Source organism: Teichococcus deserti (assembly GCF_001982615.1).
In the GTDB taxonomy this organism is placed as follows: Bacteria; Pseudomonadota; Alphaproteobacteria; order Acetobacterales; family Acetobacteraceae; genus Pseudoroseomonas; species Pseudoroseomonas deserti.
The window spans coordinates 1-23,699 of sequence record NZ_MLCO01000094.1 but is presented as its reverse complement, the minus strand read 5'-3'; the positions used below and the strand labels follow the sequence as shown (position 1 = coordinate 23,699).

Genomic DNA, 23,699 nt, shown 5'->3' with positions numbered 1-23,699 from the left:
GCCTGCGCGGCAGGGAAGCGACAGCACGGCCTTCACGCCCAGAAGCGAAGGTCGCCATGCGCCGCCGTACCCTGCTCGCCGCTTCTTTGATTGCCCCCTTCATCGCCCGCCCGGCCGCGGCGCAGGCCGCGACACGCCTGCTGCGCTTCGTCCCGCAGGGCGACATCGCCAATCTCGACCCGATCTGGGGCACCTCCTACAGCGTGCGCAATGCCGCGCTGCTGGTCTGGGACACGCTCTACGGCATCGACGCGCGGATGCAGCCGCAGCGACAGATGGTCGAGCAGGAGGAGGTCTCGGCCGACGGGCTGACCTGGCATTTCCGCCTGCGCCCGGGCCTGGTCTTCCACGACGGCACACCGGTCACCGCGCGCGACGCCGTGGCCAGCCTGCGCCGCTGGGCCGCGCGCGACGTAATGGGCCAGAACATCGCCGCCATCGAGGACAGCCTGACCGCCCTCGACGAGCGCAGCTTCCGCTGGGTGCTGAAGCGGCCCTTCCCGAAGATGCTCTACGCCCTGGCCAAGTCGAACACGCCCTGCACCTTCGTCATGCCGGAGCGCATCGCGCGCACCGACCCCGGCAAGGTCATCACCGAATATATCGGCAGCGGCCCGATGAAGATGGTCACCGCCGAATGGCAGGTCGGCGCCCGCGTCGTCTTCGAGCGCTTTGCCGGCTACCAGCCGCGGCCGGAGCCGGCCTCCTGGATGGCCGGCGGCAAGCGCATGCTGGTCGACCGCATCGAATGGCTGATCATCCCCGACGGCGCGACCGCCGCCGGCGCGCTGCAGACCGGCGAGGTCGACTGGCTGGAGTCTCCGCTCCCCGACCTGGTGCCGCAGCTCGAGCGGCATCGCGACATCCGCACCGGCATCGCCAACGACCTGGGCGTCGTCTCCGGCGTGCGGCTGAACCACCTGCAGCCGCCCTTCGACAAGATCGGCATCCGCCGCGCCATGCTGGCCGGCATCCGCCAGGACGACTATCTCAGCGCGCTGGTGGGTGAAGATTCCTCGCTCCGCCGCCCGATGAACGGCTATTTCACGCCCGGCACGCCGCTCTACACCGAGGCCGGCGACACGACGCTGGCGCGCGGCGGCGACCTGGAACTGGCAAAACGGCTGCTGCGCGAGTCCGGCTATGCCGGCGAGAAGATCGTCATGCTGACGGCGCAGGATTCCTTCGCCGCCAAGGCGGTGGGCGATGTCGCCGCCGACATGTTCCGCCGCATCGGCATGACCATCGACTACGTCTCGACCGATTTCGCCACCATCCAGAGCCGCCGGCTGAACCGCCGCGCGCCGCCGGAGCAGGGCGGCTGGCACAGCTTCCAGGTCAGCCATGCCGGCACCGACTGCATCAACCCGGCCGCCTATCTCGGCCTGCGCGCCAATGGCGAGAAGGGCTGGTTCGGCTGGCCCGACAGCCCGGCGGTCGAGGCCGGCATCGCCGAATGGTACGACAGCGCCTCGCTCGAGCAGGAAAAGAAGATCGCCGAGAAGATCAACGCCGCGGCGCTGGCGGATGTGATCTTCCTGCCCACCGGCTTCTTCCTGGCCAAGCAGGCCTGGCGCAGCAATGTCGCCGGCGTCGTCACCGCCCCCATCCCGGTCTTCTGGGACGTCTCCAAATCGGCCTGAAGGATCCCGCTCGCATGACCAGAAAAATGCACCTGAACCTGTTCATCCAGGGCATCGGGCATCACGAGGCCGCCTGGCGCCATCCCGGCACCGACCCGGCCGACATGATGGATATCGGCTACTACCAGCGGCTGGCGCAGCAGGCGGAGGCGGCGAAGCTCGACGCCATCTTCATCGCCGATGCCCTGGCCATCAACCACCATGTCGAGCACGGGCCCTTCAACAACTTCTTCGAGCCCTTCACGCTGCTCGCCGCCGTCGCGGCCGTCACGACGAAGATCGGCGTGATCGGCACGGCCTCGACCACCTATCACGAGCCCTATGACCTGGCGCGGAAGTTCGCCTCGCTGGACCGCGTCAGCCGCGGCCGCGCCGGGTGGAACATCGTCACCTCGGGCAACGAGATGGCGGCGCAGAATTTCGGCCACGACCAGCACATGCAGCACGCCCAGCGCTATGCCCGGGCGACCGAGTTCGTCGAGGTCACCCGCGCCCTCTGGGACAGCTGGGAGGATGACGCCCTGCTCGCCGACCGCGCCGGCGGCCGCTTCGTCGACGGCCGCAAGCTGCACCCGATCCACCACGAGGGAACCTTCTTCAAGGTGCGCGGCCCGCTGGATTTCCCGCGGCCGCCGCAGGGGCATCCGGTGCTGGTGCAGGCCGGCTCCTCCACCGACGGGCGGGAATTCGCCGCCCGCTTCGCCGAGGCCATCTACACCGCGCAGAACAACCTGGCCGACGCGCAGGACTTCTATGGCGACGTGAAGGCGCGGATGCGGGCCCATGGTCGCCGCCCCGACCAGCTCTGCATCCTGCCGGGCCTGGCCGCCGTGGTCGGCGCCACCCGGCAGGAGGCGCGCGACAAGGCGGCCGAGCTCAACGAATACATCGTGCCGCAATACGGGCTGCACCAGCTGTCGAACAATCTTGGGCTGGACCTCTTCACCTATCCGCTGGACGGCCCCCTGCCCGAGCTGCCGCCGATCGAGGCGATCAACGGCGGCAAGAGCCGCTATCAGGTCTTCGTCGACCTCGCACGGCGCGACAACCTGACCATCCGCCAGCTGATCCACGCCATCGCCTTCGGCCGCGGCCACGACACCTTCGCCGGCACGGCGATCGATATCGCCGACCACATGCAGGAGTGGTTCGAGGGCGGCGCCTGCGACGGCTTCAACCTGCTGCCGCCCAACCTGCCCGGCGACATGGGCGTCTTCGCCGCGACCGTGCTGCCGGAGCTGCGCCGCCGCGGCCTGTTCCGTGAGGACTATGGCGGGAGCACGCTGCGCGACCATTTCGGCCTGGACCGTCCCGTCAACCGCTTCACCGCCCAACCCGCGATGGCGAACTGACGGACCATGCGGCGTCGCCTGCCGCCGCTGAACGCGCTGCGCGCCTTCGAGGCCGCCGCCCGCCGCGGCGGCTTCGCGGCGGCCGCGCAGGAGCTCGGCGTCACCGCCGCCGCGGTCAGCCGCCATGTGCAGCTGCTCGAGGCCCGGCTGGAACGCCGTCTCTTCGACCGCGGCCCGCGGTCGCTGAGCCTGACCGCCGATGGCCAGGCGCTGCTACCGGTGCTGGTGGACGCCTTCGACACGCTGGAGGCCGGCATCGGCCGCGCCCTGGCGCAGCGGCCGCGGGCGGTGCTGACGGTCAATGCCCAGACTTCCTTCGCCATCGGCTGGCTGCTGCCGCGCCTGCCGCGCTTCCACCGCCGCCATCCGGAAATCGAGCTGCGGCTGTCCACCGCCATCGAGACGCCGGCGCTGCGCGGCGACAGCGGGCTGGACGCCGCCGTGGTGCATGGCCGCGGCCCGTGGCCGGAAATTTCCGCCCACCTGCTCTTTCCCGACCGGCTGGTCCCCGTTTGCGCCCCCGCCTGGCTGGCCGCCCGCGGCGCGCTGGACCCGAAGACCATCGCCGGCGAAACGCTTCTGGCCTCCGACACCGCGCCGACCGACTGGGAGGACTGGCTGTCCCATGCCGGCCAGCGCGGCCAGCGGCCCGAGCGGCCACTGCGCTTCGCCTCCTCGCTGCTGCCGCCGCAGGCGGCGATGCACGGGCTGGGCGTGGCGCTGGCCGATCTCTCGCTGATCGGGCCGGAGCTTTACGCCGGGCGGCTGGTCAATCCGCTGCCCGGCTTGGCGCCGCTGAAGCGCGGCACCGGCTGGCACCTGCTGCACGCCCCGGCGCGCGGGCGGGAAGCGCCCGTCACGGCGCTGCGCGACTGGCTGCTGCAGGAGGCCGCAGCCACATTCGGCTGATGTTGCGACTTATTCTCAAATGGCGGCGGATAAGGCCGGCTTCCGCAGCACCTGTCTCGACCGCTGCCTGGCGACGAACGCCGCTGCCTTCCGCATCGGCCGGACCTACCAGCACTTTACCCGAGGCGGGTGGCCTGGCCATGATCATGGCCATGGTGGGCGCGGCGATGGCGCCCCGCGCCCCCTCCCCCGCCGCCCAGGGGCGGGCTCGCACGCCCGGCGCTGACCACGTCGCAGCCCTGGCCACGGCCGTGGAAGCCGGCCGCGTCGTCGAGGCGCTGGGGGAATTCCACCATCCGGAGTTCACCCTGCAGGAGAACCTGCTGCCGCCGCTGCTTGACCGCACCGCCAGCATCGCCCACGCCGAGCGCATCGGCGCGCTGCCAGCCTGCTGGTCGGCGATGCATCGCTATCGCATGGCATGCCGCGTGGCGCCGGCCCGGAGGCAGCGTCCGCCATGTGAAGGAGGTCGCGCTGCCGCTCCGGCGCGGTGACCGCATCCTGCGCGGGCGCTTCTTCTATAATCCCCGGCTCCTGGAAGGCCGGGCCGAGGACGCCTGATGGCGGGCAGGGTTCTTCGCCCGCCCCCGGTTTCAGTGCAGCCGGCGAGACCTCAGGAAGGAATTGCGGTCGCCCGAGGTGACATTGACCTCGAAGCGGTCGCCGTCGCGGTCCAGCACCAGCGGCACCCCCACCCCGGCATCGCCCAGCGACCACAGCGCACGGAAGAAGCTGGCCTCGTCGGTCACCGGCTGGCTGTCCACCGCCAGCACGATGTCGCCGCGCTTCAGCCCGGCCCGCGCCGCGGGCCCCTTCTTGCTGACGCCGATCAGCACCAGCTGCCCCTCCTCGGAGGCCGCCGAGACGCCGAGCCAGGGCCGCGGCGGGCGGCTGGGCTGCCCCTGGGCCAGCATCTCCGGCAGGATCGGCTTCAGGAGGTCGGTGGGCACGCTCATGTTCAGCACCCGCACCTTGCCGTCGCCCGGATCATGGCCGAGCTGGATCGAGCCGATGCCGACAAGCTCGCCGCGCGGTCCGATGATCGCCCCGCCCCCCCAGAGCGGATGCGCCGGCGCCGTGTAGATCGCGTCGTCCAGAAGGTACTCCCAATAGCCGGCGAAGGCCTGGCGCGCGACCACCCGGCCGGCCAGCGCCCCCTGCCGACCGCCGGCGCCGGCAAAGACGATGTCGTCCCCGGCCTGCACCTCGCGGGAGTTGCCGAGCGGCAGCGCCGGCACCCCCAGCCGCCCCAGCGCCTGCACGAGGCCGAAGCCGGTCACCTGGTCGAAGCCCACCACATGGCCGGGCACCACGCGGCCGTCGCCGGCGGTCAGCCAGACCTCCTCGGCCTCGGTGATCAGATAGCCGATGGTCAGCAACAGCCCGTCCTCGCGGAACTGCACCGCATTGCCGATGCGCTCGGTGCCCAGCGTCTCGGCGGTGAAAGCGTCCTCGGGGATGCGGGCGCGCAAGGTGACGACGGCGCTGAGCGCGCGGTCGAGGTCATAGTCATAATCGCCGGGTTGCGGCTGCAAGGCGGCCGGCACGATCCTGTCCTCGCCCATCCTGGCCCTCCGTTGCTGCAGGTTCCCCGGAGATTGGGGCGCCTTGCGCGAAGTCTAGCCCGCTTCGCCGGGGTGGACAGGCTGAAATCGCAGGCCGAGGACCATGGCGGAATTCCGCCGGATTAGGATTTTCTACCTATCCTAAATGGATAAAGCCCGGCGCTTGGTGCTGGCGCCGGGCGATAAGGCGTCAGCCGCGGATGAAGGCCAGCAGATCCGCGTTGATGACATCCGCATGGGTGGTGGCCATGCCATGCGGCAGGCCTGGATAGGTCTTCAGCGTGCCGTGCTTCAGCAGCTTGATCGCCAGATGCGCCGAATCGTCGATCGGGACGATCTGGTCGTCCTCTCCATGCATCACCAGCACGGGGACGTCGATCTTCTTCAGGTCCTCGGTGAAGTCCGTCTCGGAAAAGGCCTTGATGCAGTCGTAATGCGCCTTGGCGCCGCCCATCATGCCCTGCCGCCACCAGTTGTCCACCACACCCTGGATGGTGGCGACGCCCGGCCGGTTGAAGCCGTAGAAGGGCCCGGCCGGCACGTCGCGGAAGAACTGCGCGCGGTTGTCCGCCAGCGCCTTGCGGAAGCCGTCGAAGACCTCGAGCGGCAGGCCGCCCGGATTGGCCGCGGTCTTCAGCATGATCGGCGGCACGGCGCCGACCAGCACAGCCTTGGACACCCGGCCCTCGCCGCCATACTGGGCGACGTAACGCGCCACCTCGCCGCCGCCGGTCGAGTGCCCGATATGCACCGCGCCCTTGAGGTCCAGGTGCTTCGCCAGCGCCGCGACATCGGCGGCGTAGGTGTTCATCTCGTTGCCGGTTGCAGTCTGCGTGGATCGCCCATGGCCCCGCCGGTCATGGGCGATGACCCGGTAGCCCTGGTTCAGGAAGAAGATCATCTGGGCGTCCCAGTCATCGGCGCTCAGCGGCCAGCCGTGATGGAAGACGATCGGCTGGCCGGTGCCCCAATCCTTGTAGAAGATCCGGGTGCCGTCCTGGGTGGTGATGCTGTCCATCGACTCACGTCCTTCATGGTGCGGTTGCGCTGCCACGGCCGGGTGGTGGCCGGGCTGGGGATGCGGCTGCGCCCCGGCAGACATGGGCAGCGCGAGCGCTGCCACGGCCGAGACGCCGCCGATCACCAGCTCGCGCCGGCCGGGCATGGGCTGCGACACGGGGATCATGGGGGACATGGAGCCTCCTGGCTTGAACAATGATGTGGCGTTCTGGCCAGCATGGCGGGGCAAATTGCCCCTGGCGATCATCCGCCTGGGACGCCGGGGCCCAACCTTGGTATAGGGGCCGCAGCCCCGAAGGATCGGGCCGGGTGTCCGGACTTATCCACAGGTCGGGTTTGACGCCGTCAAACATCACCCTAGGTTGCGCGGGTTCCGACGCGCACGGCAAGGAAGCAGCATGGCCCGGAAGCCGAGTTCCAGCAAAACCGCAGCGGCAGCCCCGGCCAAGCCCAGCGAGATCTCGCCCACCAAGGTGGTGCTGCTGTCCAGCGCCAAGGGCGGCAGCGCCAAGACCACAACCACCCGCAACCTGGCTGCTCTGGCGGCCCGCGACGGTTATCGTGTCGCCACCATCGACCTGGACCTGCAGCGCACTCTGACGCGCTGGTGGAACCGCCGCCCGGAAGAGCTGCCCGCGATCAGCCATTTCGACAAGGTCACCATGGCTGAGGCGGCAGAGGCCTTGAAGGAGATCACGGAGCTCGGCGAGTTCGACCTGATCTTCGTCGACACCCCCCCGGGCATCGAGCATGACTCGGAGCAGCTGCGCCATGTGTTGCGCCGGGCCGAGCTGGTGCTGATCCCGACCGGCCAGGGCGGCGAGGATCTGGAGTCCGTGGCCGAATGGATGAAGCTGGTGCGCCAGCAGAACCGCCCGGCCTTCTTCCTGCTGTGCAAGACCGAGCGTGACGTCAGCAGCCTGGGCGAGGCGCGCCACTACCTGTCCTCGATGGGCAAGCTCTGCCCGCATGATGTGCGCACCTTGCAGGCGGTGATGCGGACCTATTTCGAAGGCAAGGGTGTCGCCGACCTGACCGGCAAGCTCGGCCGCAAGGCCGCCGAGGATTATGAGGCGGTCTGGAACTTCGTGCGCTTTGAACTTGGACTGGAGAGCTGAGCATGGCCATCGACGCCAAGGAGAAGTGGGGCGCGCGCAAGGCAGCGCCAAAGCGCGCCTCGATCCTGACCATCGCACACGAGGATGTCGCGACGCCGCGCAGCGAGATCTTCGCCTTGGCCAGCGAGGACGACGTCGTCCAGGAGATCGGCAAGCTCTGGGACACCGCCCAGCGCACCTTTCTGTCCATCGGCCGTTTGCTGTCCCATGCCGAGCGGCAGTTCCGCGGCAGCTTCGAGCGCGACATCGTCGCCAAGCTGCCGTTCAACCGCTCAGTCGCGCATATGCTGCGCACCGTGGCGGAGAAGGTGGACCAGGGCTATGTCCCCGAAGCCGAGCTGCCGCGCAGCTATGCCGCCGCCTTCCGCCTGGTGACGCTGGAGCCCGATGCGCTGGAGCAGGCGCGGCAGCGCGGCTTGGTGGCGCCTGGCACACCGCGCTCGGCCATCGAGCGCTTCCGCCAGGAGCTGAGGACCCAGCGTCTGGCCGCCCATGGTGAGGATGCGCTGCTGGCCGCGAAACGTGAGGAGTTGCAGGGCAAGATCGAGCGCGCCCGCAAGGAGATGGAGCGCTGGTCCGCCGAGCTGGCCGGGCTGGAGCGCCAGATCATCGACGCCAAGGCGGAAGAAGCCTGACGAAGGACGCCTTGAGGACTCTGGCGGGGGAGGGGGCTCCCCTGCGGTCAGCCAGCCTGCTTCTGGGGACTCCGGCGGGAAGCCATCAGCTCACCGGGGAAGGCCACCACCGTCTTGCGTGCGGCGACCGGGGGCGCGGAAGGGGAGAGCACCAGCCCCATCGGCTTGATCTCGATCTGCGCTGCCGGGTAGACCGCGGTCGCCAGTGCCAGCTGCTCGGTGAAGGTCTCGCGGAAATGGTCCAGGCGGCGGATGCCGGTGCCGAACTGGGCGTGCAGCGCCTTCCAGGAGACCTGCAGCGGGCTGGGCAGCACATGCAGCCGGTAGGCGAGCCAGCAATAGATATCCAGCGCCATGGAATGCCGGTTGATCGCGCGGATTGCCGATTCCTCGATGGGGACGGGGTGGCGGCGCAGCTGGTCGAAGAAGGTCTCCGACAGCTTGGTCCGCTCCAGGAACTGGCTCCCGCCAGAGTCCCCATCCTCGGTGAACAGCGCCTTGTCGACGATCAGCTGCTGCACCAGGGCCGATCGGCCGGCCTGCTGCACTTCGAAGGTCAGGCGGCAGCGGGTGATGCGCTCGGCCTGCTCGCGCACATCCTTGATCGACTTGCCACCCGGCGAGATGCCCATCCGCCCCAGCCAGGCCCGCAGGCTGCGGCCAAGCTCGATTTCGCGCGAATTGGTGCGGATCGCTTCCGACTGCAGGTACAGCATGATCAGCCGCGCCCGGCTGCCATAGGGCACGCCGATCCATTCCAGGCTGCCATCGGCGCGGGTCTTGCGGCCGGGCTCCACCAGCAGGCTGACGCGGTCGGTGCGCACCTGCCAGGGTGCATCGTCGGCCAGGCGCTTGTGGGGCAGGGCAGCCTGGGCCCAGCCGGAATAGATGAAGCCGATGCCGCCATCTTCGTCGCCCAGGTAATCGGCGGCGGCATCGACGACACGGCGGTCGAAATCGAGTTTCAGGACCCCTTGGCGGCCATGGGCTTCCAGCATCGCATGGACTTCGGCCACGGCATCTCTCCTTCAGGGCTCGCTGGCGACCAACCATCGAGGCGTCCCGGAGAATGGAACATTTTGAGACGCTTGTCGCCGAGGACTTTGGCGGGAAGGCTACTAGAGGATTAGTAGTGATTCTAATACTAGTCTGTCCCGCAATAGTCCTCGGGACGGACGCCGCGACTCCCAGCAAAGCCGAGACGTCCGGCCCGCCAAAGTCCCTGAAACCACCGCCACAGTCCTCGGACGCGCTGTGGACAAGGTTTTCAGCGGCTTGGCACGAATCGTCCGACTCGCTGGCCGCCTCTCCCGCCAGAGTCCTCATCGATGGCGAAGCCTGCGGAGTCGCGCGCGGCGCCTGGAATCAGCCCTTTGCGCGCCGACTCGCAGACGAGAGTGGATTCGTCATCGATTCGAAACAACGCGACTCCCCGCCAGAGTCCCCAGACCCAACGTCGCCAAGATCGGGCAGATGCGCTGACCTATCAGAACCAGGGCGCATAGGTGGAATGTTGACGAACGGGGAGCGGAATCGTACGGCCATTGCGATAGACTGCCTCGACGCGCAACAAAACTGCGGACACCGGCCCCATGAGCTCGACCAGCCAGACCCCGATCAGCGTGACCCGCACCCGGACGCCGCAGCCGCGCCCGGCGGATGCCTCGCTGTCTTTCGGCAAGGTCTTCACCGACCACATGTTCGTCATGAACTATGTCGAGGGGAAGGGCTGGCATGACCCGCGCGTCGTCCCCTACGCGCCGCTGTCGATGGATCCGGCGACCTCCGTGCTGCATTACGGCCAGGCGATCTTCGACGGGTTGAAGGCCTTCCGCGGCCGGGACGGCCAGATCCGCCTGTTCCGCGCCCAGCGCCATGCCGAGCGGCTGAACAAGTCGGCCCGCGCGCTGTGCATTCCCGAGATGGATCCCGGGCTGGTGCGCCGCTCCTTCGAGGCGATCGTCGGCGTCGACCATGAATGGGTCCCCTCCACCCAGGGCACGTCGCTCTACATCCGTCCGACCGTCATCGCGACCGACGTCATGCTCGGTGTGCATCCGGCGCACAGCTACACCTATTTCGTCATCTGCTCGCCGGTCGGCGCCTACTACAAGGAAGGCGTCAAGCCGGTCCGCATCCTGGCGACCGACAACCATGTCCGCGCGGTGCAGGGCGGGTTGGGCGAGGCGAAGACCGCCGCCAACTACGCGGCCTCCCTCTCCGCCCAGCAGGAGGCCGAGCGCGCCGGCTACACCCAGGTCCTCTGGCTGGACGGCGTCGAGCGCAAGTACATCGACGAGGTCGGCACCATGAACATCATGATGCAGATCGGCGACGAGGTGATCACCCCGCCGCTGGCCGGCACCATCCTGGACGGCGTCACCCGCAACTCGATCCTGACGCTGCTGCGCGACTGGGGCCTGACGGTCTCCGAGCGCCGCATCAGCATCGACGAGGTGATGCAGGCCGGCCGCGACGGAAGCTTGCGCGAGATGTGGGGCACGGGCACCGCGGCGGTGGTCTCGCCGGTGGGCGAGCTCGGCTACAAGGGCGAGAAGATCAGCATCGGCAATGGCCATACCGGCATGCTGACGCAGAAGCTTTATGACGCGATCGTCGGCATCCAGTATGGCGCCGCCGAGGACCGCCACGGCTGGACCAGCACCGTCCCGGCCCTGACCGAGGCCTGATTTCTTCCCCGGGTGAGGGGAGGGCGGTTCCCGCCATTCCCCTCACCCCGGTCTTCGCGAGAATTCCTCTTCGAGGAAATCCAGGAAGAAGCGCAGGCGCGGGCTGGGGTGGCGGCGGCCCTGGTGGACGGCATAGATCGCCTCCTCCATCCGCGGCTCCTGCTCCGGGAACAGCCGCACCAATTTCCCTTCTGAAAGAGCCTCGCGGATCTGGAAATCGGCCAGCCGCGCAATGCCGACGCCGGCGACCGCCAGCGCCATCAGCATCTGCCCCTGATTGGCCGTCACGCCGCCGCGTGCCGGGATGCGGCTGACGGAGTGGTCGGCCCCGCGGAAGCTCCAGGTGCTCCAGGGCATCCGCTTGTTGAAGTTCAGGCATTCATGCTCGGCGAGCTCGGCCGGGGTTTTCGGCGTCCCATGCTCGGCGAGATAGCGGGGGGATGCGCAGATGATCCAGCGCATCGTCGTCACCCGCCGCGCGACCAGGGAACTGTCCGGCAGCTCGCCGATCGAGATGGCGAGATCCACGCCGCCCTCCAGCAGATTGCCCGGCTCGTTGCCGAGCACGAATTCCAGCCGCAGCCCGGGATGCTGCCGGCGGAATTCCGGCACCAGCGGCGCCAGCAGATGGATGGCAAACGTCGGCACCGAGCGGATGCGCAGCACCTCGCCGGTCAGTCGTCCGCCCTGGGCGCGCGCCTCGGCTTCCTCCACCGCGGCCAGGGCCTGCAGCGCAGCGGGATAGAAAGCCTCGCCCTCCGGCGTCAGGGCCAGGCTCCGCAGCGAGCGATTGAACAAGACAACGCCCAGCCGGTTCTCCAGCCGCGCCACCAGCTTCGACACGGCCGACGGCGTCAGCGACAGCGCTCTTCCGGCGGCCGAGAAGCCGCCATCCTCCACCGCGCGGACGAAGACGCGCATTTCCGCCAGCCGGTCCATCCCGCCGCCCCCCTGATTGTGACGGATCTTCACACCAGTTTGGCGCTTTTGGAAATTGTCGGCTCGCGGCGCCGCTCCTAGCCTTCCAGCCAAGTGGCCCCGCCAGAGCGGCCGCATCGTCCAGGGAGCGCCGCCATGTCCACCGCCATGAAATCCGATGCTGCGCCGGCGACGCTGCCGGGCGCCGCCTTCGACGCCATCATCATCGGCGCCGGCTTCGCCGGGCTCTACCAGATGCACAAGCTGCGCGACGGCCTCGGGCTTTCGGTGCAGGGGCTGGAGGCCGGCAGCGATGTCGGCGGCACCTGGTACTGGAACCGCTATCCCGGGGCGCGCTGCGATTCTGAAAGCTACTACTACAGCTTCTCCTTTTCCGACGAGCTGCAGCAGGAATGGGACTGGAGCGAGCGCTATCCCGAGCATCACGAGATCCGCCGCTATCTCGGCCATGTCGCCGAGAAATTCGACCTGCGCCGCAGCTTCCGCTTCGACACCCGCGTCGCCGCCGCCCGCTATGACGCGGCGCAGAACCTCTGGCACGTCACGACGCAGTCCGGCGAGACCCTGTCCACGCGCTACCTGATCACCGCCATCGGCTGCCTGTCTTCGGCCAATGTGCCGGCGATCCCGGGGCTGGACAGCTTCGCGGGCCAATGGGTGCATACCGGGCGCTGGCCGGCCGAGGGCGTCGACTTCACCGGCAAGCGGGTGGGGCTGATCGGCACCGGCTCCACCGGCATCCAGGCGACGCCGGTGATCGCGGCCCAGGCGGCGCATCTGACCGTCTTCCAGCGCACCGCCAATTACAGCATCCCGGCGCGCAACGGCCCGGTCTCGCTGGAATTCCGCCGGGAGGTGAAGGCGAATTACGCCGCCATCCGCGAACAGGCGCGCGCCGCGCCCAACGGCCATCCTTTCGTCTTCGGCCAGCAATCGCCGCTCGACCTCGACGAGGAGGAGCGCCGCGCCCGCTACGAGGCCGGCTGGGAGCAGGGGGGGCTGCGCTTCCGCTCGATCTTCCGCGACCTGCTGGTCAACCGCGCCGCCAACGACACCGCCTCGGACTTCATCCGGGGCAAGATCCGCGAGGTGGTGAAGGACCCGGCGACGGCGGAGAAGCTGACGCCGCGCGACCATCCTTTCGCCACCAAGCGCCCGCCGATCGACAGTTTCTATTTCGAGACCTTCAACCGCGAGAATGTCGATCTCGTCGACATCAAGGCGACGCCGATCGAGGCGATCACCCCGGACGGCATCCAGACAACGGACAGAAAGATCCCGCTGGACGTCATCGTCTTCGCCACGGGCTTCGACGCCATGACCGGCGCGCTGCTGGCCATCGACATCGAAGGCCGCGACGGGATCAAATTGAAAGACGCCTGGGCGGCGGGGCCGGTGACCTATCTCGGGCTGCAGGTGGCGGGCTTCCCCAACCTTTTCACCATCACCGGGCCGGGCAGCCCCTCGGTGCTGACCAACATGCCCGTCGCCATCGAGCAGCATGTCGACTGGATTTCTGCCTGCATCACCCATCTGCGCGACAACGGCCTCGCCACCATCGAGGCCGAGCCGGAGGCCGCGGAGAAATGGGTCGCCCATGTCAACGAGGCGGCGGCGGCGACCCTGCTGCCCCAGGCCAATTCCTCCTGGTATCTGGGCGCCAATGTCCCGGGCAAGCCGCGCGTCTTCATGCCCTATGCCGGCGGCATGGCGCGCTATGCCGGCATCTGCGCCGAGGTCGCCGCGCGCGGCTATGACGGCTTCCGCCTGACGCCCTGAGATCCCGCCCTGATGCCGAGGACACAAACGGGGATCAGCCCCGATCTGAAGCGCCTGCTGGCCGCCATCCGCCTGGGCGGCGCGCCGCCTTTCGAGGCGCTGACCCCCGAGGCGGCGCGCGAGGCCCATGCCGCCCGCGGCCGGCTGATGCAGCATCCGGGCGTCGACCTGCCGGAAGTGCGTGACCTGGACGTCGAGCTTCCCGACCGGCGCATCCCGCTGCGGCTCTATCGCGGCGGGCGGTCGGAGGCGCCGCAGCCCTGCCTGCTGTTCCTGCATGGCGGCGGCTGGGTGCTCGGCAGCCTGGCCACGCATGACGCGCTGTGCCGGGCCCTGGCGCAGCGGCTGGGGGCGGCGGTGCTGGCGGTGGATTACCGCCTGGCGCCGGAGCATCCCTATCCGGCGGCGCTCGACGACGCCCTGGCCGCGCTGCGCTGGCTGGCGGCGCAGGCATCGTCGCTGAACATCGATGCAGCCCGCATCGCGGTCGGCGGCGACAGCGCCGGCGGCAACCTGGCCGCCATCCTGGCGCTGATGGGCCGCGACGGCAGCGCGCCGCCTTCCTCGTTCCAGATGCTGCTCTATCCGGCCGTGGACCTGCGGCTGACGGCCGACCGCTATCCGCGCCCCAGCGAGGCCATGGTGCTGACCGGCGCCACCATGCGCTGGTTCATCGGCCACTACCTGCCGGATGCCGCGCAGCGCAGCGATTGGCGCGCCTCGCCGCTGCTGACGCCGAGCCTGGCCGGCGCCCCCCCGGCCTTCCTGCTGACCTGCGGCCAGGACCCGCTTTGCGACGAGGGGCTGGATTACGGCGACCGGCTGCAGGCCGAGGGCGTGCAGGTCACCGCGCTGCATCTGTCCGGCGAGGCGCATGCCATCCTGACCATGGACAAGGCGATCGGCGCGGTGCCGGCGGTGCTGGATCTCGCGGCCGCAACTCTGCGCGCCGCCTGGGAACGACAGGAAGACCAATGACGAGGGATGAGGGGAGGGGCCGGCTGGCCCTGGTCACCGGCGCCGCCAGCGGCATCGGGCTGGCCACCGCCGAGCTGCTGGCCGAGCGCAACTGGCAGGTGGTCATCGCCGACCGCGACGCGCCGCGCGCCGAGGCCGCCGCAGCACGTCTCGGCGCCCGGGCCGTGACGCTGGACGTCACCGATGCCGATGCCGTCGAGGCTGTGTTCGACAAGGTCGAGCAAGAGCTCGGCCCGATCGAGGCGGTGATGGCCAATGCCGGGCTGATCCAGCCGGGCGCGCGGCCGGAGGAGCTGCCGCTGGACGAGTTCGACCGCATCGTCGCGGTCAATCTGCGCGGCGTCTATGTCACCTGCCTGGCCGCCGGGCGGCGGATGGCGCCGCGCGGGCGGGGGGCGATGGTGCTGACCGGCTCGATCACCGCCAGCCGCGCCGTGCCGCTGCATGCCTATGCGCCGACCAAGGCGGCCGTGGTGCATATGGCGGCGTGCCTGGCCGGCGAATGGGGCCGCTCGGGGCTGCGGGTGAACGCGGTCTCGCCCGGCTTCGTCGCCACCCCGCCGCTGCAGGCCGCCATCGACAAGGGGCTGCGCGACGCGGCCAAGCTGGCCGATGGCGCCGCCATGGGCCGCATGGTCGAGGCCTCGGAAATCGCCAAGGCCGTCGGTTTTCTTCTGTCCGACGACGCTTCCGCCATCACCGGCATCGATCTGCCGGTCGATGCCGGCTGGCTGGCGACCGGCCACTGGGCGACTTACGGAGGGCCGCGCGCGCCCCGCTAGCGGAAGTGGGTGGCGCCGTTGATGTCGAAGACGGCGCCGGCGGCATACCCGGCGCCGGGGCCCAGCAGGAAGACGGCGGTGGCCGCGATCTCCTCCGGCTGCGCCATGCGGCCGAGCGGATAGTTCTCCGGCCGGTAGCCGCGGCCTTCGGTCATCGCGGTTTCCACCGGCCCGGGGGCGACGGCATTGACCAGCACGCCCTGCGGCGCCGCGCGGCGCGCCAGCCAGCGGATGAAGGCATGCAGCCCGCCCTTGGAAAAGGCGTAGTGCGGGCCGGAGACGATGCCGCCCATCCAGCCGGCGATCGAGCCGCAGAAGACCATCCGCCCGCCGCCCTGCGCCGCCATGGCCGGCAGCAGCGCGCGGGCCAGGTTGATCGGCCCGCCGACATTGACCGCCAGCACCCGCTGCAACGCCTCGTCCCAGTCGGGCGCCATCCAGTCGTCGGCCGGGCAGATCGCCGCGGTGTCGACCAGCCCGTCGATCCGCCCGGCGCCGGCGACGAAGCCCTCGACCGCCGCGCGGTCGCTGGTGTCGAGGCGCTGGCAATCGGCTTCCGCCAGGCCGCAGCGGGCGGCGATCTCGCCCGCCGCGGCCAGGTCCACGGCGATCACCTGCGCGCCCTGTTCCACCGCCAGCCGCACCGTGGCGCGGCCGATGCCGCCGGCGGCGCCGGTCACCAGCACGCGCCGCCCCTGCAGCGAAAAAGCCCCTGCGGCCATGCGCATCCCCTCCCTGCCGGGTCCTTCGAGGTGAGGACCCTGGCGGGAAGGCTGCGCCTTTGCCGCGGTCCTGGCCAGGGGTGGCGGCATGGGCGCCCCGCCTGACAGCCGGGCCGCGATCGGCTAGAAGCACCGGCTGGCCGCCGCGGTTGCCGCAGAAGGATCGAAGAGCATGGACCCCGCCACCCTCCGCGCCTCGGCGCAGCGCATCCTCGGCGACGCCACCATCGCCGAGCTGCCGAACCACTACAGCGGCAAGGTGCGGGACAATTACGACATGCCCGACGGCAGCCGGGTGATCATCGCCACCGACCGGCTGAGCGCCTTCGACCGCATCCTCTGCGCCGTGCCCTTCAAGGGCGAGCTGCTGACCCAGATCGCCCGCTTCTGGTTCGACAAGACGCGCGACATCTGCCCGAACCATGTCATCAGCTATCCGGACCCGAACGTGGTCATCGGCAAGCGGCTGGAGATCCTCCCCGTGGAGATCGTGGTGCGCGGCTATCTGGCCGGCACCACGGGCACCTCGATCCTGACGCTCTACAAGGCCGGGCAGCGCGAGATGTACGGCATCACCCTGCCGGACGGCATGCGCGACAACGAGCGCCTGCCGCAGCCGATCATCACGCCGACCAGCAAGGCCTATGACGGCGAGCATGACGCGCCGCTGACGCCGGCCGAGATCATCGAGCGCAAGCTGCTGACGCCGGCGCAGTGGCAGCAGCTGAGCGAATACGCTTTGGCCCTCTTCGCCCGCGGGCAGGAGATGGCGGCCGAGCGCGGGCTGATCCTGGCCGACACCAAATACGAGTTCGGCACGGACGAAAGCGGCCGCATCGTGCTGGCCGACGAGATCCACACCCCCGACAGCAGCCGCTACTGGCAGGCCGCCAGCTACCAGGCGCGCTTCGAGGCCGGCCAGCGCCCGGAGAGCTTCGACAAGGATTTCGTCCGCTCCTGGGTGGCGGCGCGCTGCGACCCCTATCACGACGAGATCCCGGAGATCCCCGAGCAGCTCGTGCTCGACACCGCCGCCGTCTATATCCAGGCCTATGAGGCCATCACCGGCCAGCGCTTCGAGCCCGCCCCGCTGCCCGGCACCGTGCTGGAGCGCATCCGCGGCAACCTGTCCCACCTGATGCGCGGCTGAGGCGGCGACAGGGCGCGGCCGGGGAGACCCGCCGCGCCCTTTTTGTGTCCGACGTCAGCCGAACAGCCAGTCGGAGAAGTTGCCGGAGATCGATCCGCCGATATCCAGCAGGTCGCTGAGATCGAGCTGGTTGTCCTTGATGTCGCCGACCGCGATGTCGCCGATATTGATGTCACCCAGGTTGATGTCGCCGATGCTGATGTTGCCGGCGAAGACGCCCAGGATGTTCCCCAGGTCGATATCGATGTTGATGTCCGGAACCTCCTGCACCGGAGGGTCAATCGGGCCGTCGTCATGGGGCTTGGTCATGGCGGGTCTCCTTTCTGGATGGCTGGCGGCCTGTTGCGCGCCAGGACCGCGCGGCGGTTGCACGCGGGGGAAACCGGATGAAAGCACGGCGGTTCGGCGCTGCATCCCCGAAACGATGGAAAGCCCAATAAAGGATAGGTTATCGCAAAGGCCAGGTCCGCGCTTTCCGCCGCGTTTCAATTGAAAAGACGATCGAACCGACTTCGGAAGCGACCTGATTCCAATCGGATTCATCCTTCGTGACGCTTTCGCGGCGAAGGGCCTCGGTATTATCGCGGCGGAACCCCAACGGATGGCATCGGAGAGCCATCCATTATTTTGCGCCATACGCTATTATTGGGATTCTTCCGGCGAGAGCGGGCATGGCCTTGGCTCGTTACCCCGGCGCGCGCGAAACGGTAAAAATCCTGGGCCACCCCCCTGCGGCCATGCCACTCTGCGGCTGACAGAGCCCTGCCCAAGGGGCCGCCCGCCACCCGTCCGGAGGAAGCGATGCAGGCCACCCCTGTCCATCATGCCGCGCGCGTGCAGGCCATGCTGCGCGACCATTCCGCCGCCGCCCGTTCCAGCATCGCCGCCTCCTGGCTGCGCTCGGCCCGCGACCATGGGCTGGACCCCGAGGATTCGCGGCCGCCCCGCTGGCTGGAGGAAGCCCGGCTGCGCGAGGCGCGGGAGCGCATGGCGCCGCTGCTGCGCGCCGCCGCCCCCGTGCTGGACCGGCTGCTGGAGACGGTGGGGGAAAGCGGCTGCTGCATCCTGCTGACCGATGCCGAGGGCGTGCCGCTGGAACGCCGCGGCCGCGCCGGCGACGATGCCAGCTTCCGCCAATGGGGCCTCTGGACCGGCTGCGTCTGGAGCGAGGGCGCCGAGGGCACCAACGGCATCGGCACCTGCTTGGCCGAGGGCCGGGCGCTGACCATCCATCGCGACCAACATTTCTACACGCGCAACACTGGGCTGTCCTGCAGCACGGCGCCGCTGCATGACCATGCCGGGCGGCTGGTGGGGTGCCTCGACGTCTCCAGCTGCCGCGGCGACGTCGATCGCGGCGTGGTGGCGCTGCTGGCCAATGCGGTCGGCGAGGCGGTCCGGCGCATCGAGGCCGCCGAGTTCCGCCAGGCCTATGCCGGCGCCCGCATCCTGCTGGCCAGCGAGGCGGCGCAGGACGGCGCCCTGCTGGCGCTGGACCGCGACGACCTGGTGATCGGCGCCAACCGCGCCGCCCGCCGCGCCTTCGGCATCTCGGCCGAGGCCATCGCCGCCGGCCTGCCCGCCGCCAGCCTGCTGGCGCCGGAGGAGGCCGAGCAGCTCGACCAGGCCGAGCGCGGCGTGCTCAGCCGGGCGCTGGCGCGCTCGGGCGGCAATGTCTCGGCGGCGGCGCGGCTGCTCGGCATCAGCCGCGCCACGCTGCACCGCAAGATGGCCCGGCTCGGGCTCGGGACGCGCGCGCCCCGCGGATGATGCGCCGCACACCTGTCGCAGCCCTGCGACAGGTCCTTCGCCAAGGCGCCGGGCGCCCCGCTGACAGGCCCGCCGCCGCGACGCCAGATAACAACAGAAAGGCGCCCGTCCAGGGACGCCACGCAGGGGAGCGACCGCCATGACGCAGCAGCAATTCGACCGCAGCTCGAAGCCGCCCTTCGCCGAACGCTACGGCAACTTCATCGGCGGCAAGTTCGTCGACCCGGTCGGCGGCCGCTATTTCACCAACACCTCGCCGATCACCGGCCAGGTGCTGTGCGAGGTCGCGCGGTCGGACGCGGCCGACGTCAACCTGGCGCTGGACGCAGCCCATGCCGCCAAGGAGGCCTGGGGCCGCACCAGCCCGGCCGAGCGCGCCAATATCCTCAACCGCATCGCCCAGAAGGTCGAGGACAACATCCCGCTGCTGGCCGCGGCGGAAAGCTGGGACAACGGCAAGCCGATCCGCGAAAGCACCGCTGCCGACCTGCCGCTGGCCGTCGACCACTTTCGGTACTTCGCCAGCTGCATCCGGGCGCAGGAGGGTTCGCTCTCCGAGATCGACCACGACACCGTCGCCTATCACTTCCATGAGCCGCTGGGCGTCGTCGGCCAGATCATCCCCTGGAACTTTCCTCTGCTGATGGCGGTGTGGAAGCTGGCGCCGGCGCTGGCCGCCGGGAATTGCGTCGTGCTGAAGCCGGCCGAGCAGACCCCGGCCTCGATCATGATCCTGGCTGAGCTGATCGCCGACCTGCTGCCGCCCGGCGTGCTGAACGTGATCAACGGCTTCGGCCTCGAGGCCGGCAAGCCGCTGGCGTCCAGCAACCGCATCGCCAAGATCGCCTTCACCGGCGAGACGACGACCGGCCGGCTGATCATGCAGTACGCCAGCCAGAACCTGATCCCGGTGACGCTGGAGCTCGGCGGCAAGTCGCCGAACATCTTCTTCAGCGACGTCGCTGCCCAGGACGACGATTTCTTCGACAAGGCGGTCGAGGGCTTCGTCATGTTCGCCCTCAACCAGGGCGAGGTCTGCACCTGCCCGTCGCGCGCGCTGATCCATGAAAGCATCTACGACCGCTTCATGGAAAAGGCCCTGCCGCGGGTCGCCGCCATCACCCAGGGCCATCCGATGGACCCGGCGACGATGATCGGTGCGCAAGCTTCCAGCGAGCAGATGGAAAAAATCCTCAGCTACCTCGACATCGGCCGCCAGGAAGGCGCCGAGGTGCTGGCCGGCGGCGCCCGCCGCGAGATGCCGGGCGAGCTGGCCGGCGGCTATTACGTCCAGCCCACGGTGTTCCGCGGCCACAACCGCATGCGCGTCTTCCAGGAGGAGATCTTCGGCCCGGTCGTCTCCGTCGCCACCTTCAAGGATGACGAGGAAGCGCTGTCGATCGCCAACGACACGCTCTACGGGCTCGGCGCCGGCGTCTGGTCGCGCGATGGCAGCCGCGCCTATCGCTTCGGCCGCGCCATCCAGGCCGGGCGCGTCTGGACCAACTGCTACCACGCCTATCCGGCGCATGCGGCCTTCGGCGGCTACAAGCAGTCGGGCATCGGCCGCGAGACGCATCGGATGATGCTCGACCACTACCAGCAGACCAAGAACCTGCTGGTCAGCTACAGCCCGAAGAAGCTCGGCTTCTTCTGATTTTTCTGACAGGGGAGGGGGCTCGTTGGCCCCCTCCGATGCGCAAGGAGCCACCGCCATGACCGAGGCACCGCAACGGGTTCTCGCGACCGAGGCCGCGCTGGCGCTATTGAAAGAAATCGTCGCCGATCATGGGCCGGTGCTGTTCCATCAGTCCGGCGGCTGCTGCGACGGCTCCTCGCCGATGTGCTATCCGCAGGGCGACTTCCTGATCGGCGACGGCGACGTCAGGCTCGGCGAGATCGGCGGCGCCCCCGCCTATATCGGCGGCGCGCAATTCGAGCTCTGGCGCCACACCCAGCTGATCATCGACGTGGTGCCCGGGCGCGGCGGCATGTTCTCGCTCGACAACGGGCGGGAGCAGCGCTTCCTCACCCGCTCCCGCGCCTTCTCGGCGGCCGAGCTCGCGGCGCTGGGCGAGACGCCGCGCGAAGGGCCGGAGCCCGACCTGTCGGTCTGCGCCATTCCCGCCCGGGCCTGATCGCCGCGCCCGGGCGGCAACCCGCCCTAGCTGACCTGGCGCTTCTCCAGCTTGCGGGCGAGCGTCCGGCGGTGCAGCCCGAGCCGGCGCGCCGTCTCGGAGATGTTGAAGCCGGTCTCTGCCAGGACCTGGTGGATGCGCTCCCATTCCAGCGTCTTGATCGAGGTCGGCCGCGCGCTCAGCGGCGTCTCCACCTCGCCCTCGACGCGGGAGAAGGCGGCCTCGATGTCGTCGGTGTTGGACGGCTTGGCGAGGTAGTGGCAGGCGCCCAGCTTGATCGCCTCGACGGCGGTCGCGATGCTGGCGAAGCCGGTCAGCACCACGATCAGCATCCCGGCGTCATGCGCATGCAGCGCCTGCACGCAGGACAGGCCCGAGGCGCCGGCCAGCTTCAGGTCGACCACGGCATAGCCCGGGCTGCGCGTCGCCAGCAGCGCCTGGGTCTCCTCCAGGCTGGCGGCGACCAGCACCTCGTAGCCGCGGCGCTCGAAGGAGCGGCGCAGGGTGCGGGAGAAGCTTTCGTCATCCTCGACGATCAGCAGCAGCCTGCCTGGGGGATGGCTGGCGGGGTCAGGCTCCATGGGAGGGCTCCGGATCGATGGCGAGCGACGCGATCGGCAGGGTCAGGGTGACGGTCGCGCCGCCCTCCGGCCGGTTGCGGGCCGCGAGGCTGCCGCCGAGCTTGCGCAGCACGTTGAACACCAGGAACAGGCCGAGACCGCCGCCCTGCCGCCCCTTGCTGGAGCGATAGGGCTTGCCGAGCTCGGCCAGCATCTCGGGCAGGAAGCCCGGGCCGTCGTCGCTGACCGCCAGCACCAGCTCCTCGCCGACGCGGCGGACGGACAGGTGGACGCGCTGCGGCGAGACTTCCAGCGCATTGTCCAGCACATTGCCGATCACCTGCTCCAGCGCGGGATCGGCGACGACGGCGATCTCCTCGGTCAGGTTGTTGTCGTAGCGCAGCGCCTGGGTCGAGCGCGCGGTGCGCCAGGCCTCGATGCAGTCCTCGAGGAACTCGTCCAGCGTGGTCACCTCCGGCGCCTCGCCGCGCGCCTCGCCGGCGGAGAGCAGGATGCCGGTGACGATGCTCTTGCAGCGGGCGAGCGCGGCCTGGGCCTCGCCGATCTCCTGCATCAGCTCGGGGCTGGACTGGAAGGCGGGCAGCCGCTTCCAGTCGCCGAGGATCACCGAGACGGTGGCCAGCGGCGTGCCAAGCTCATGCGCCGCGCCCGAGGCCAGCAGCCCCATGCGCACGATATGGTCCTCCTCCACCGCCTGCTGCCGCAGATGCGCGAGCTTGGCGTCATGGGTCCGGAGGTTGGCGGTGATGCGGGAGACGAAGACCGCCAGCAGCACCGCATCGAGCACGAAGCAGACGAGAATCCCCTGCAGGTGCAGGCGGAACAGGTCGTCCTCCAGATGCGCGGGCAGCACCAGCGGGCGATAGGCCAGCGTCAGGCCGAGGCAGCAGAGGCTGGTCAGCGCCACCATCGCCCAGGTCCAGCGCACCTCCAGCAGGATGGCGGCCAGCACCACCTGCAGCAGATAGAGGGCGACGAAGGGGTTGGTGGCGCCGCCGCTCAGATAGAGCTGCACCGTCAGCACCATCACGTCGAAGGCAATGGCCAGGAACAGCTCGGCCTGGGTGACCGGGCTCCTCAGCCGCAGGCGCAGCAGGCTGACCAGGTTCAGCGCCACCAGCACGGCCAGCATGAAGGCCATGACCCGGAGCGGCAGGCGGATGCCGAAGCCCCATTCGACCACGGCGATGGTGACCACCTGGCCGATCACCGCGATCCAGCGCAGCTGGATCAGCTGCTGCATATTGGCGCTGCTGGCGGCGAGCCGGCTGGTCGTGGCGGTCATGGCGGCAGGACTTTTCTCAGGGACGGCGGCGCGCGCGCCACTCCTCGCGGATCAGATAGGTGCTCGCCCCCGCCAGCATCAGGGCCAGGGCGTACCAGGTGACCGCATAGACCAGGTGGTTGTTGTTGAAGCGGATCACCGTCAGCCCGCCGACCGGCAGCGCGGCCGGGTCGGGATCCGCCGCGGCATCGACGAAATAGGGGGCGACGCCCGCCGGGTCGCGGCCGATCCCCAGATCGGCGGCCAGGGCGGCGACGTCGCGCGAGTACCAGCGGCCGGCGCCGGGGTCGTTGCTGCGCAGGAAGCCGCCGCCGGGCTCGGTGATGCGCAGCAGGCCGGTGATCGTCCGGGGCGCGTCGGGCAGGGCGCGGGCGGCCGGGTCGCGCTGCTCCGGGGCGACGAAGCCGCGATTGACCAGGACCAGGAAGCCGGCCTCGGTGCGGAAGGGGGCGAGCACCCAGAAGCCGGCGCCGCGGCTGGTCGCCGCCTGCACCAGCCGGTCGGGGCCGGGGATGAAGCGCCCGGTCAGCGACACATGGCGGTATTCGGCGGAGGCGGCGTCGATCCCGGGCCAGTCGCCCGGGCCGGGGGCTGGCTCTTATACACGTCTGACGCTGCCGACCAACTTCCGCGGGTCGACACC

Annotated in this window: 23 protein-coding genes; 14 read left to right on the top strand and 9 right to left on the bottom strand. The window is 69.7% G+C overall.

Going from position 1 to position 23,699, the window contains the following annotated elements; all coding sequences use genetic code 11:
- Positions 1-56 precede the first annotated feature (56 nt).
- The 4 genes from BKE38_RS11755 to BKE38_RS11740 all read left to right on the top strand — a co-directional run bounded on the left by BKE38_RS11755 (position 57) and on the right by BKE38_RS11740 (position 4,398).
- A complete protein-coding gene (locus tag BKE38_RS11755; RefSeq protein WP_076957501.1) occupies positions 57-1,643 on the top strand; it encodes an ABC transporter substrate-binding protein in 1,587 nt (528 codons plus the stop codon).
- A gap of 14 nt (positions 1,644-1,657) precedes the next feature.
- On the top strand, positions 1,658-2,995 hold the full coding sequence (locus BKE38_RS11750) for an LLM class flavin-dependent oxidoreductase (RefSeq protein ID WP_076957500.1): 1,338 nt from the start codon (positions 1,658-1,660) through the stop codon (positions 2,993-2,995).
- A gap of 6 nt (positions 2,996-3,001) precedes the next feature.
- Positions 3,002-3,904 carry a LysR substrate-binding domain-containing protein gene (locus tag BKE38_RS11745; RefSeq protein ID WP_076957499.1) on the top strand — a complete coding sequence of 301 codons (903 nt, stop codon included), beginning with the start codon at positions 3,002-3,004 and terminating at the stop codon, positions 3,902-3,904.
- Between the two features lie 140 nt (positions 3,905-4,044).
- Positions 4,045-4,398: a hypothetical protein gene (locus BKE38_RS11740; protein WP_076957498.1), complete on the top strand. Its 354-nt coding sequence runs from the start codon at positions 4,045-4,047 to the stop codon at positions 4,396-4,398.
- 99 nt (positions 4,399-4,497) lie between these two features.
- Here the strand turns inward: BKE38_RS11740 and BKE38_RS11735 are convergent, their stop codons facing one another.
- A complete protein-coding gene (locus BKE38_RS11735) occupies positions 4,498-5,469 on the bottom strand; it encodes a S1C family serine protease (RefSeq protein ID WP_076957497.1) in 972 nt (323 codons plus the stop codon).
- Between the two features lie 190 nt (positions 5,470-5,659).
- The gene (locus BKE38_RS11730; protein ID WP_076957514.1) at positions 5,660-6,487 is read right to left on the bottom strand and encodes an alpha/beta fold hydrolase; all 828 of its coding nucleotides are present in this window, start codon (positions 6,485-6,487) and stop codon (positions 5,660-5,662) included.
- A gap of 400 nt (positions 6,488-6,887) precedes the next feature.
- Here BKE38_RS11730 and BKE38_RS11725 point away from each other — a divergent pair, with 400 nt between their 5' ends.
- The gene (locus BKE38_RS11725; RefSeq protein WP_076957496.1) at positions 6,888-7,607 is read left to right on the top strand and encodes a ParA family protein; all 720 of its coding nucleotides are present in this window, start codon (positions 6,888-6,890) and stop codon (positions 7,605-7,607) included.
- Positions 7,608-7,609: 2 nt separating this feature from the next.
- Positions 7,610-8,242 carry a hypothetical protein gene (locus BKE38_RS11720; RefSeq protein ID WP_076957495.1) on the top strand — a complete coding sequence of 211 codons (633 nt, stop codon included), beginning with the start codon at positions 7,610-7,612 and terminating at the stop codon, positions 8,240-8,242.
- Positions 8,243-8,289: 47 nt separating this feature from the next.
- On the opposite strand, the gene BKE38_RS11715 is transcribed toward BKE38_RS11720, so the two are convergent.
- Positions 8,290-9,258: a replication protein RepA gene (locus tag BKE38_RS11715; RefSeq protein ID WP_242662326.1), complete on the bottom strand. Its 969-nt coding sequence runs from the start codon at positions 9,256-9,258 to the stop codon at positions 8,290-8,292.
- 576 nt (positions 9,259-9,834) lie between these two features.
- On the opposite strand from BKE38_RS11715, the gene BKE38_RS11710 reads away from it, so the two are divergent.
- The gene (locus tag BKE38_RS11710) at positions 9,835-10,932 is read left to right on the top strand and encodes a branched-chain amino acid aminotransferase (RefSeq protein ID WP_076957494.1); all 1,098 of its coding nucleotides are present in this window, start codon (positions 9,835-9,837) and stop codon (positions 10,930-10,932) included.
- A 42-nt stretch (positions 10,933-10,974) separates the two neighbouring features.
- Here the strand turns inward: BKE38_RS11710 and BKE38_RS11705 are convergent, their stop codons facing one another.
- Positions 10,975-11,871, bottom strand: a complete 897-nt coding sequence (locus BKE38_RS11705) for a LysR family transcriptional regulator (protein ID WP_076957493.1) — start codon at positions 11,869-11,871, stop codon at positions 10,975-10,977.
- 135 nt (positions 11,872-12,006) lie between these two features.
- Between BKE38_RS11705 and BKE38_RS11700 the strand changes: the two genes are divergently transcribed.
- From BKE38_RS11700 to BKE38_RS11690, 3 genes are read left to right on the top strand one after another with little or no spacing between them, the layout of a single operon-like run.
- Positions 12,007-13,650: a flavin-containing monooxygenase gene (locus BKE38_RS11700; RefSeq protein ID WP_242662325.1), complete on the top strand. Its 1,644-nt coding sequence runs from the start codon at positions 12,007-12,009 to the stop codon at positions 13,648-13,650.
- Between the two features lie 12 nt (positions 13,651-13,662).
- Positions 13,663-14,628, top strand: a complete 966-nt coding sequence (locus tag BKE38_RS11695; protein ID WP_076957492.1) for an alpha/beta hydrolase — start codon at positions 13,663-13,665, stop codon at positions 14,626-14,628.
- Positions 14,625-15,410 carry an SDR family NAD(P)-dependent oxidoreductase gene (locus BKE38_RS11690; RefSeq protein ID WP_076957491.1) on the top strand — a complete coding sequence of 262 codons (786 nt, stop codon included), beginning with the start codon at positions 14,625-14,627 and terminating at the stop codon, positions 15,408-15,410. The genes BKE38_RS11695 and BKE38_RS11690 overlap by 4 nt, the downstream gene beginning before the upstream one ends.
- Here the strand turns inward: BKE38_RS11690 and BKE38_RS11685 are convergent.
- Positions 15,407-16,132 carry an SDR family NAD(P)-dependent oxidoreductase gene (locus BKE38_RS11685; RefSeq protein ID WP_076957511.1) on the bottom strand — a complete coding sequence of 242 codons (726 nt, stop codon included), beginning with the start codon at positions 16,130-16,132 and terminating at the stop codon, positions 15,407-15,409. The two genes, BKE38_RS11690 and BKE38_RS11685, sit on opposite strands and share 4 nt — an antisense overlap.
- A gap of 172 nt (positions 16,133-16,304) precedes the next feature.
- Between BKE38_RS11685 and BKE38_RS11680 the strand changes: the two genes are divergently transcribed.
- Positions 16,305-17,282, top strand: a complete 978-nt coding sequence (locus BKE38_RS11680) for a phosphoribosylaminoimidazolesuccinocarboxamide synthase (RefSeq protein WP_076957490.1) — start codon at positions 16,305-16,307, stop codon at positions 17,280-17,282.
- Between the two features lie 54 nt (positions 17,283-17,336).
- Here BKE38_RS11680 and BKE38_RS11675 read toward each other — a convergent pair whose 3' ends face one another.
- Positions 17,337-17,591 (bottom strand): hypothetical protein, encoded by a 255-nt coding sequence (locus tag BKE38_RS11675; protein ID WP_076957489.1) that lies wholly within the window; start codon positions 17,589-17,591, stop codon positions 17,337-17,339.
- Between the two features lie 492 nt (positions 17,592-18,083).
- Between BKE38_RS11675 and BKE38_RS11670 the strand changes: the two genes are divergently transcribed.
- The 3 genes from BKE38_RS11670 to BKE38_RS11660 all read left to right on the top strand — a co-directional run bounded on the left by BKE38_RS11670 (position 18,084) and on the right by BKE38_RS11660 (position 21,190).
- Positions 18,084-19,052 carry a helix-turn-helix domain-containing protein gene (locus BKE38_RS11670; protein ID WP_076957488.1) on the top strand — a complete coding sequence of 323 codons (969 nt, stop codon included), beginning with the start codon at positions 18,084-18,086 and terminating at the stop codon, positions 19,050-19,052.
- Positions 19,053-19,191: 139 nt separating this feature from the next.
- Positions 19,192-20,709, top strand: coding sequence for an aldehyde dehydrogenase (adh, locus tag BKE38_RS11665; RefSeq protein ID WP_076957487.1), 1,518 nt, complete (start codon positions 19,192-19,194; stop codon positions 20,707-20,709).
- Positions 20,710-20,767: 58 nt separating this feature from the next.
- Positions 20,768-21,190 (top strand): DUF779 domain-containing protein, encoded by a 423-nt coding sequence (locus BKE38_RS11660; protein ID WP_076957486.1) that lies wholly within the window; start codon positions 20,768-20,770, stop codon positions 21,188-21,190.
- Between the two features lie 26 nt (positions 21,191-21,216).
- Here the strand turns inward: BKE38_RS11660 and BKE38_RS11655 are convergent, their stop codons facing one another.
- Genes BKE38_RS11655 through BKE38_RS11645 form a run of 3 tightly spaced genes read right to left on the bottom strand, consistent with a single transcriptional unit; the run spans position 21,217 to position 23,621 of the window.
- Positions 21,217-21,771 carry a response regulator transcription factor gene (locus BKE38_RS11655; RefSeq protein WP_076957485.1) on the bottom strand — a complete coding sequence of 185 codons (555 nt, stop codon included), beginning with the start codon at positions 21,769-21,771 and terminating at the stop codon, positions 21,217-21,219.
- Positions 21,761-23,056, bottom strand: a complete 1,296-nt coding sequence (locus BKE38_RS11650; RefSeq protein ID WP_076957484.1) for an ATP-binding protein — start codon at positions 23,054-23,056, stop codon at positions 21,761-21,763. The genes BKE38_RS11655 and BKE38_RS11650 overlap by 11 nt, the downstream gene beginning before the upstream one ends.
- 16 nt (positions 23,057-23,072) lie before the next feature.
- Positions 23,073-23,621 (bottom strand): SURF1 family protein, encoded by a 549-nt coding sequence (locus BKE38_RS11645; protein WP_083747493.1) that lies wholly within the window; start codon positions 23,619-23,621, stop codon positions 23,073-23,075.
- Positions 23,622-23,699 lie beyond the last annotated feature (78 nt).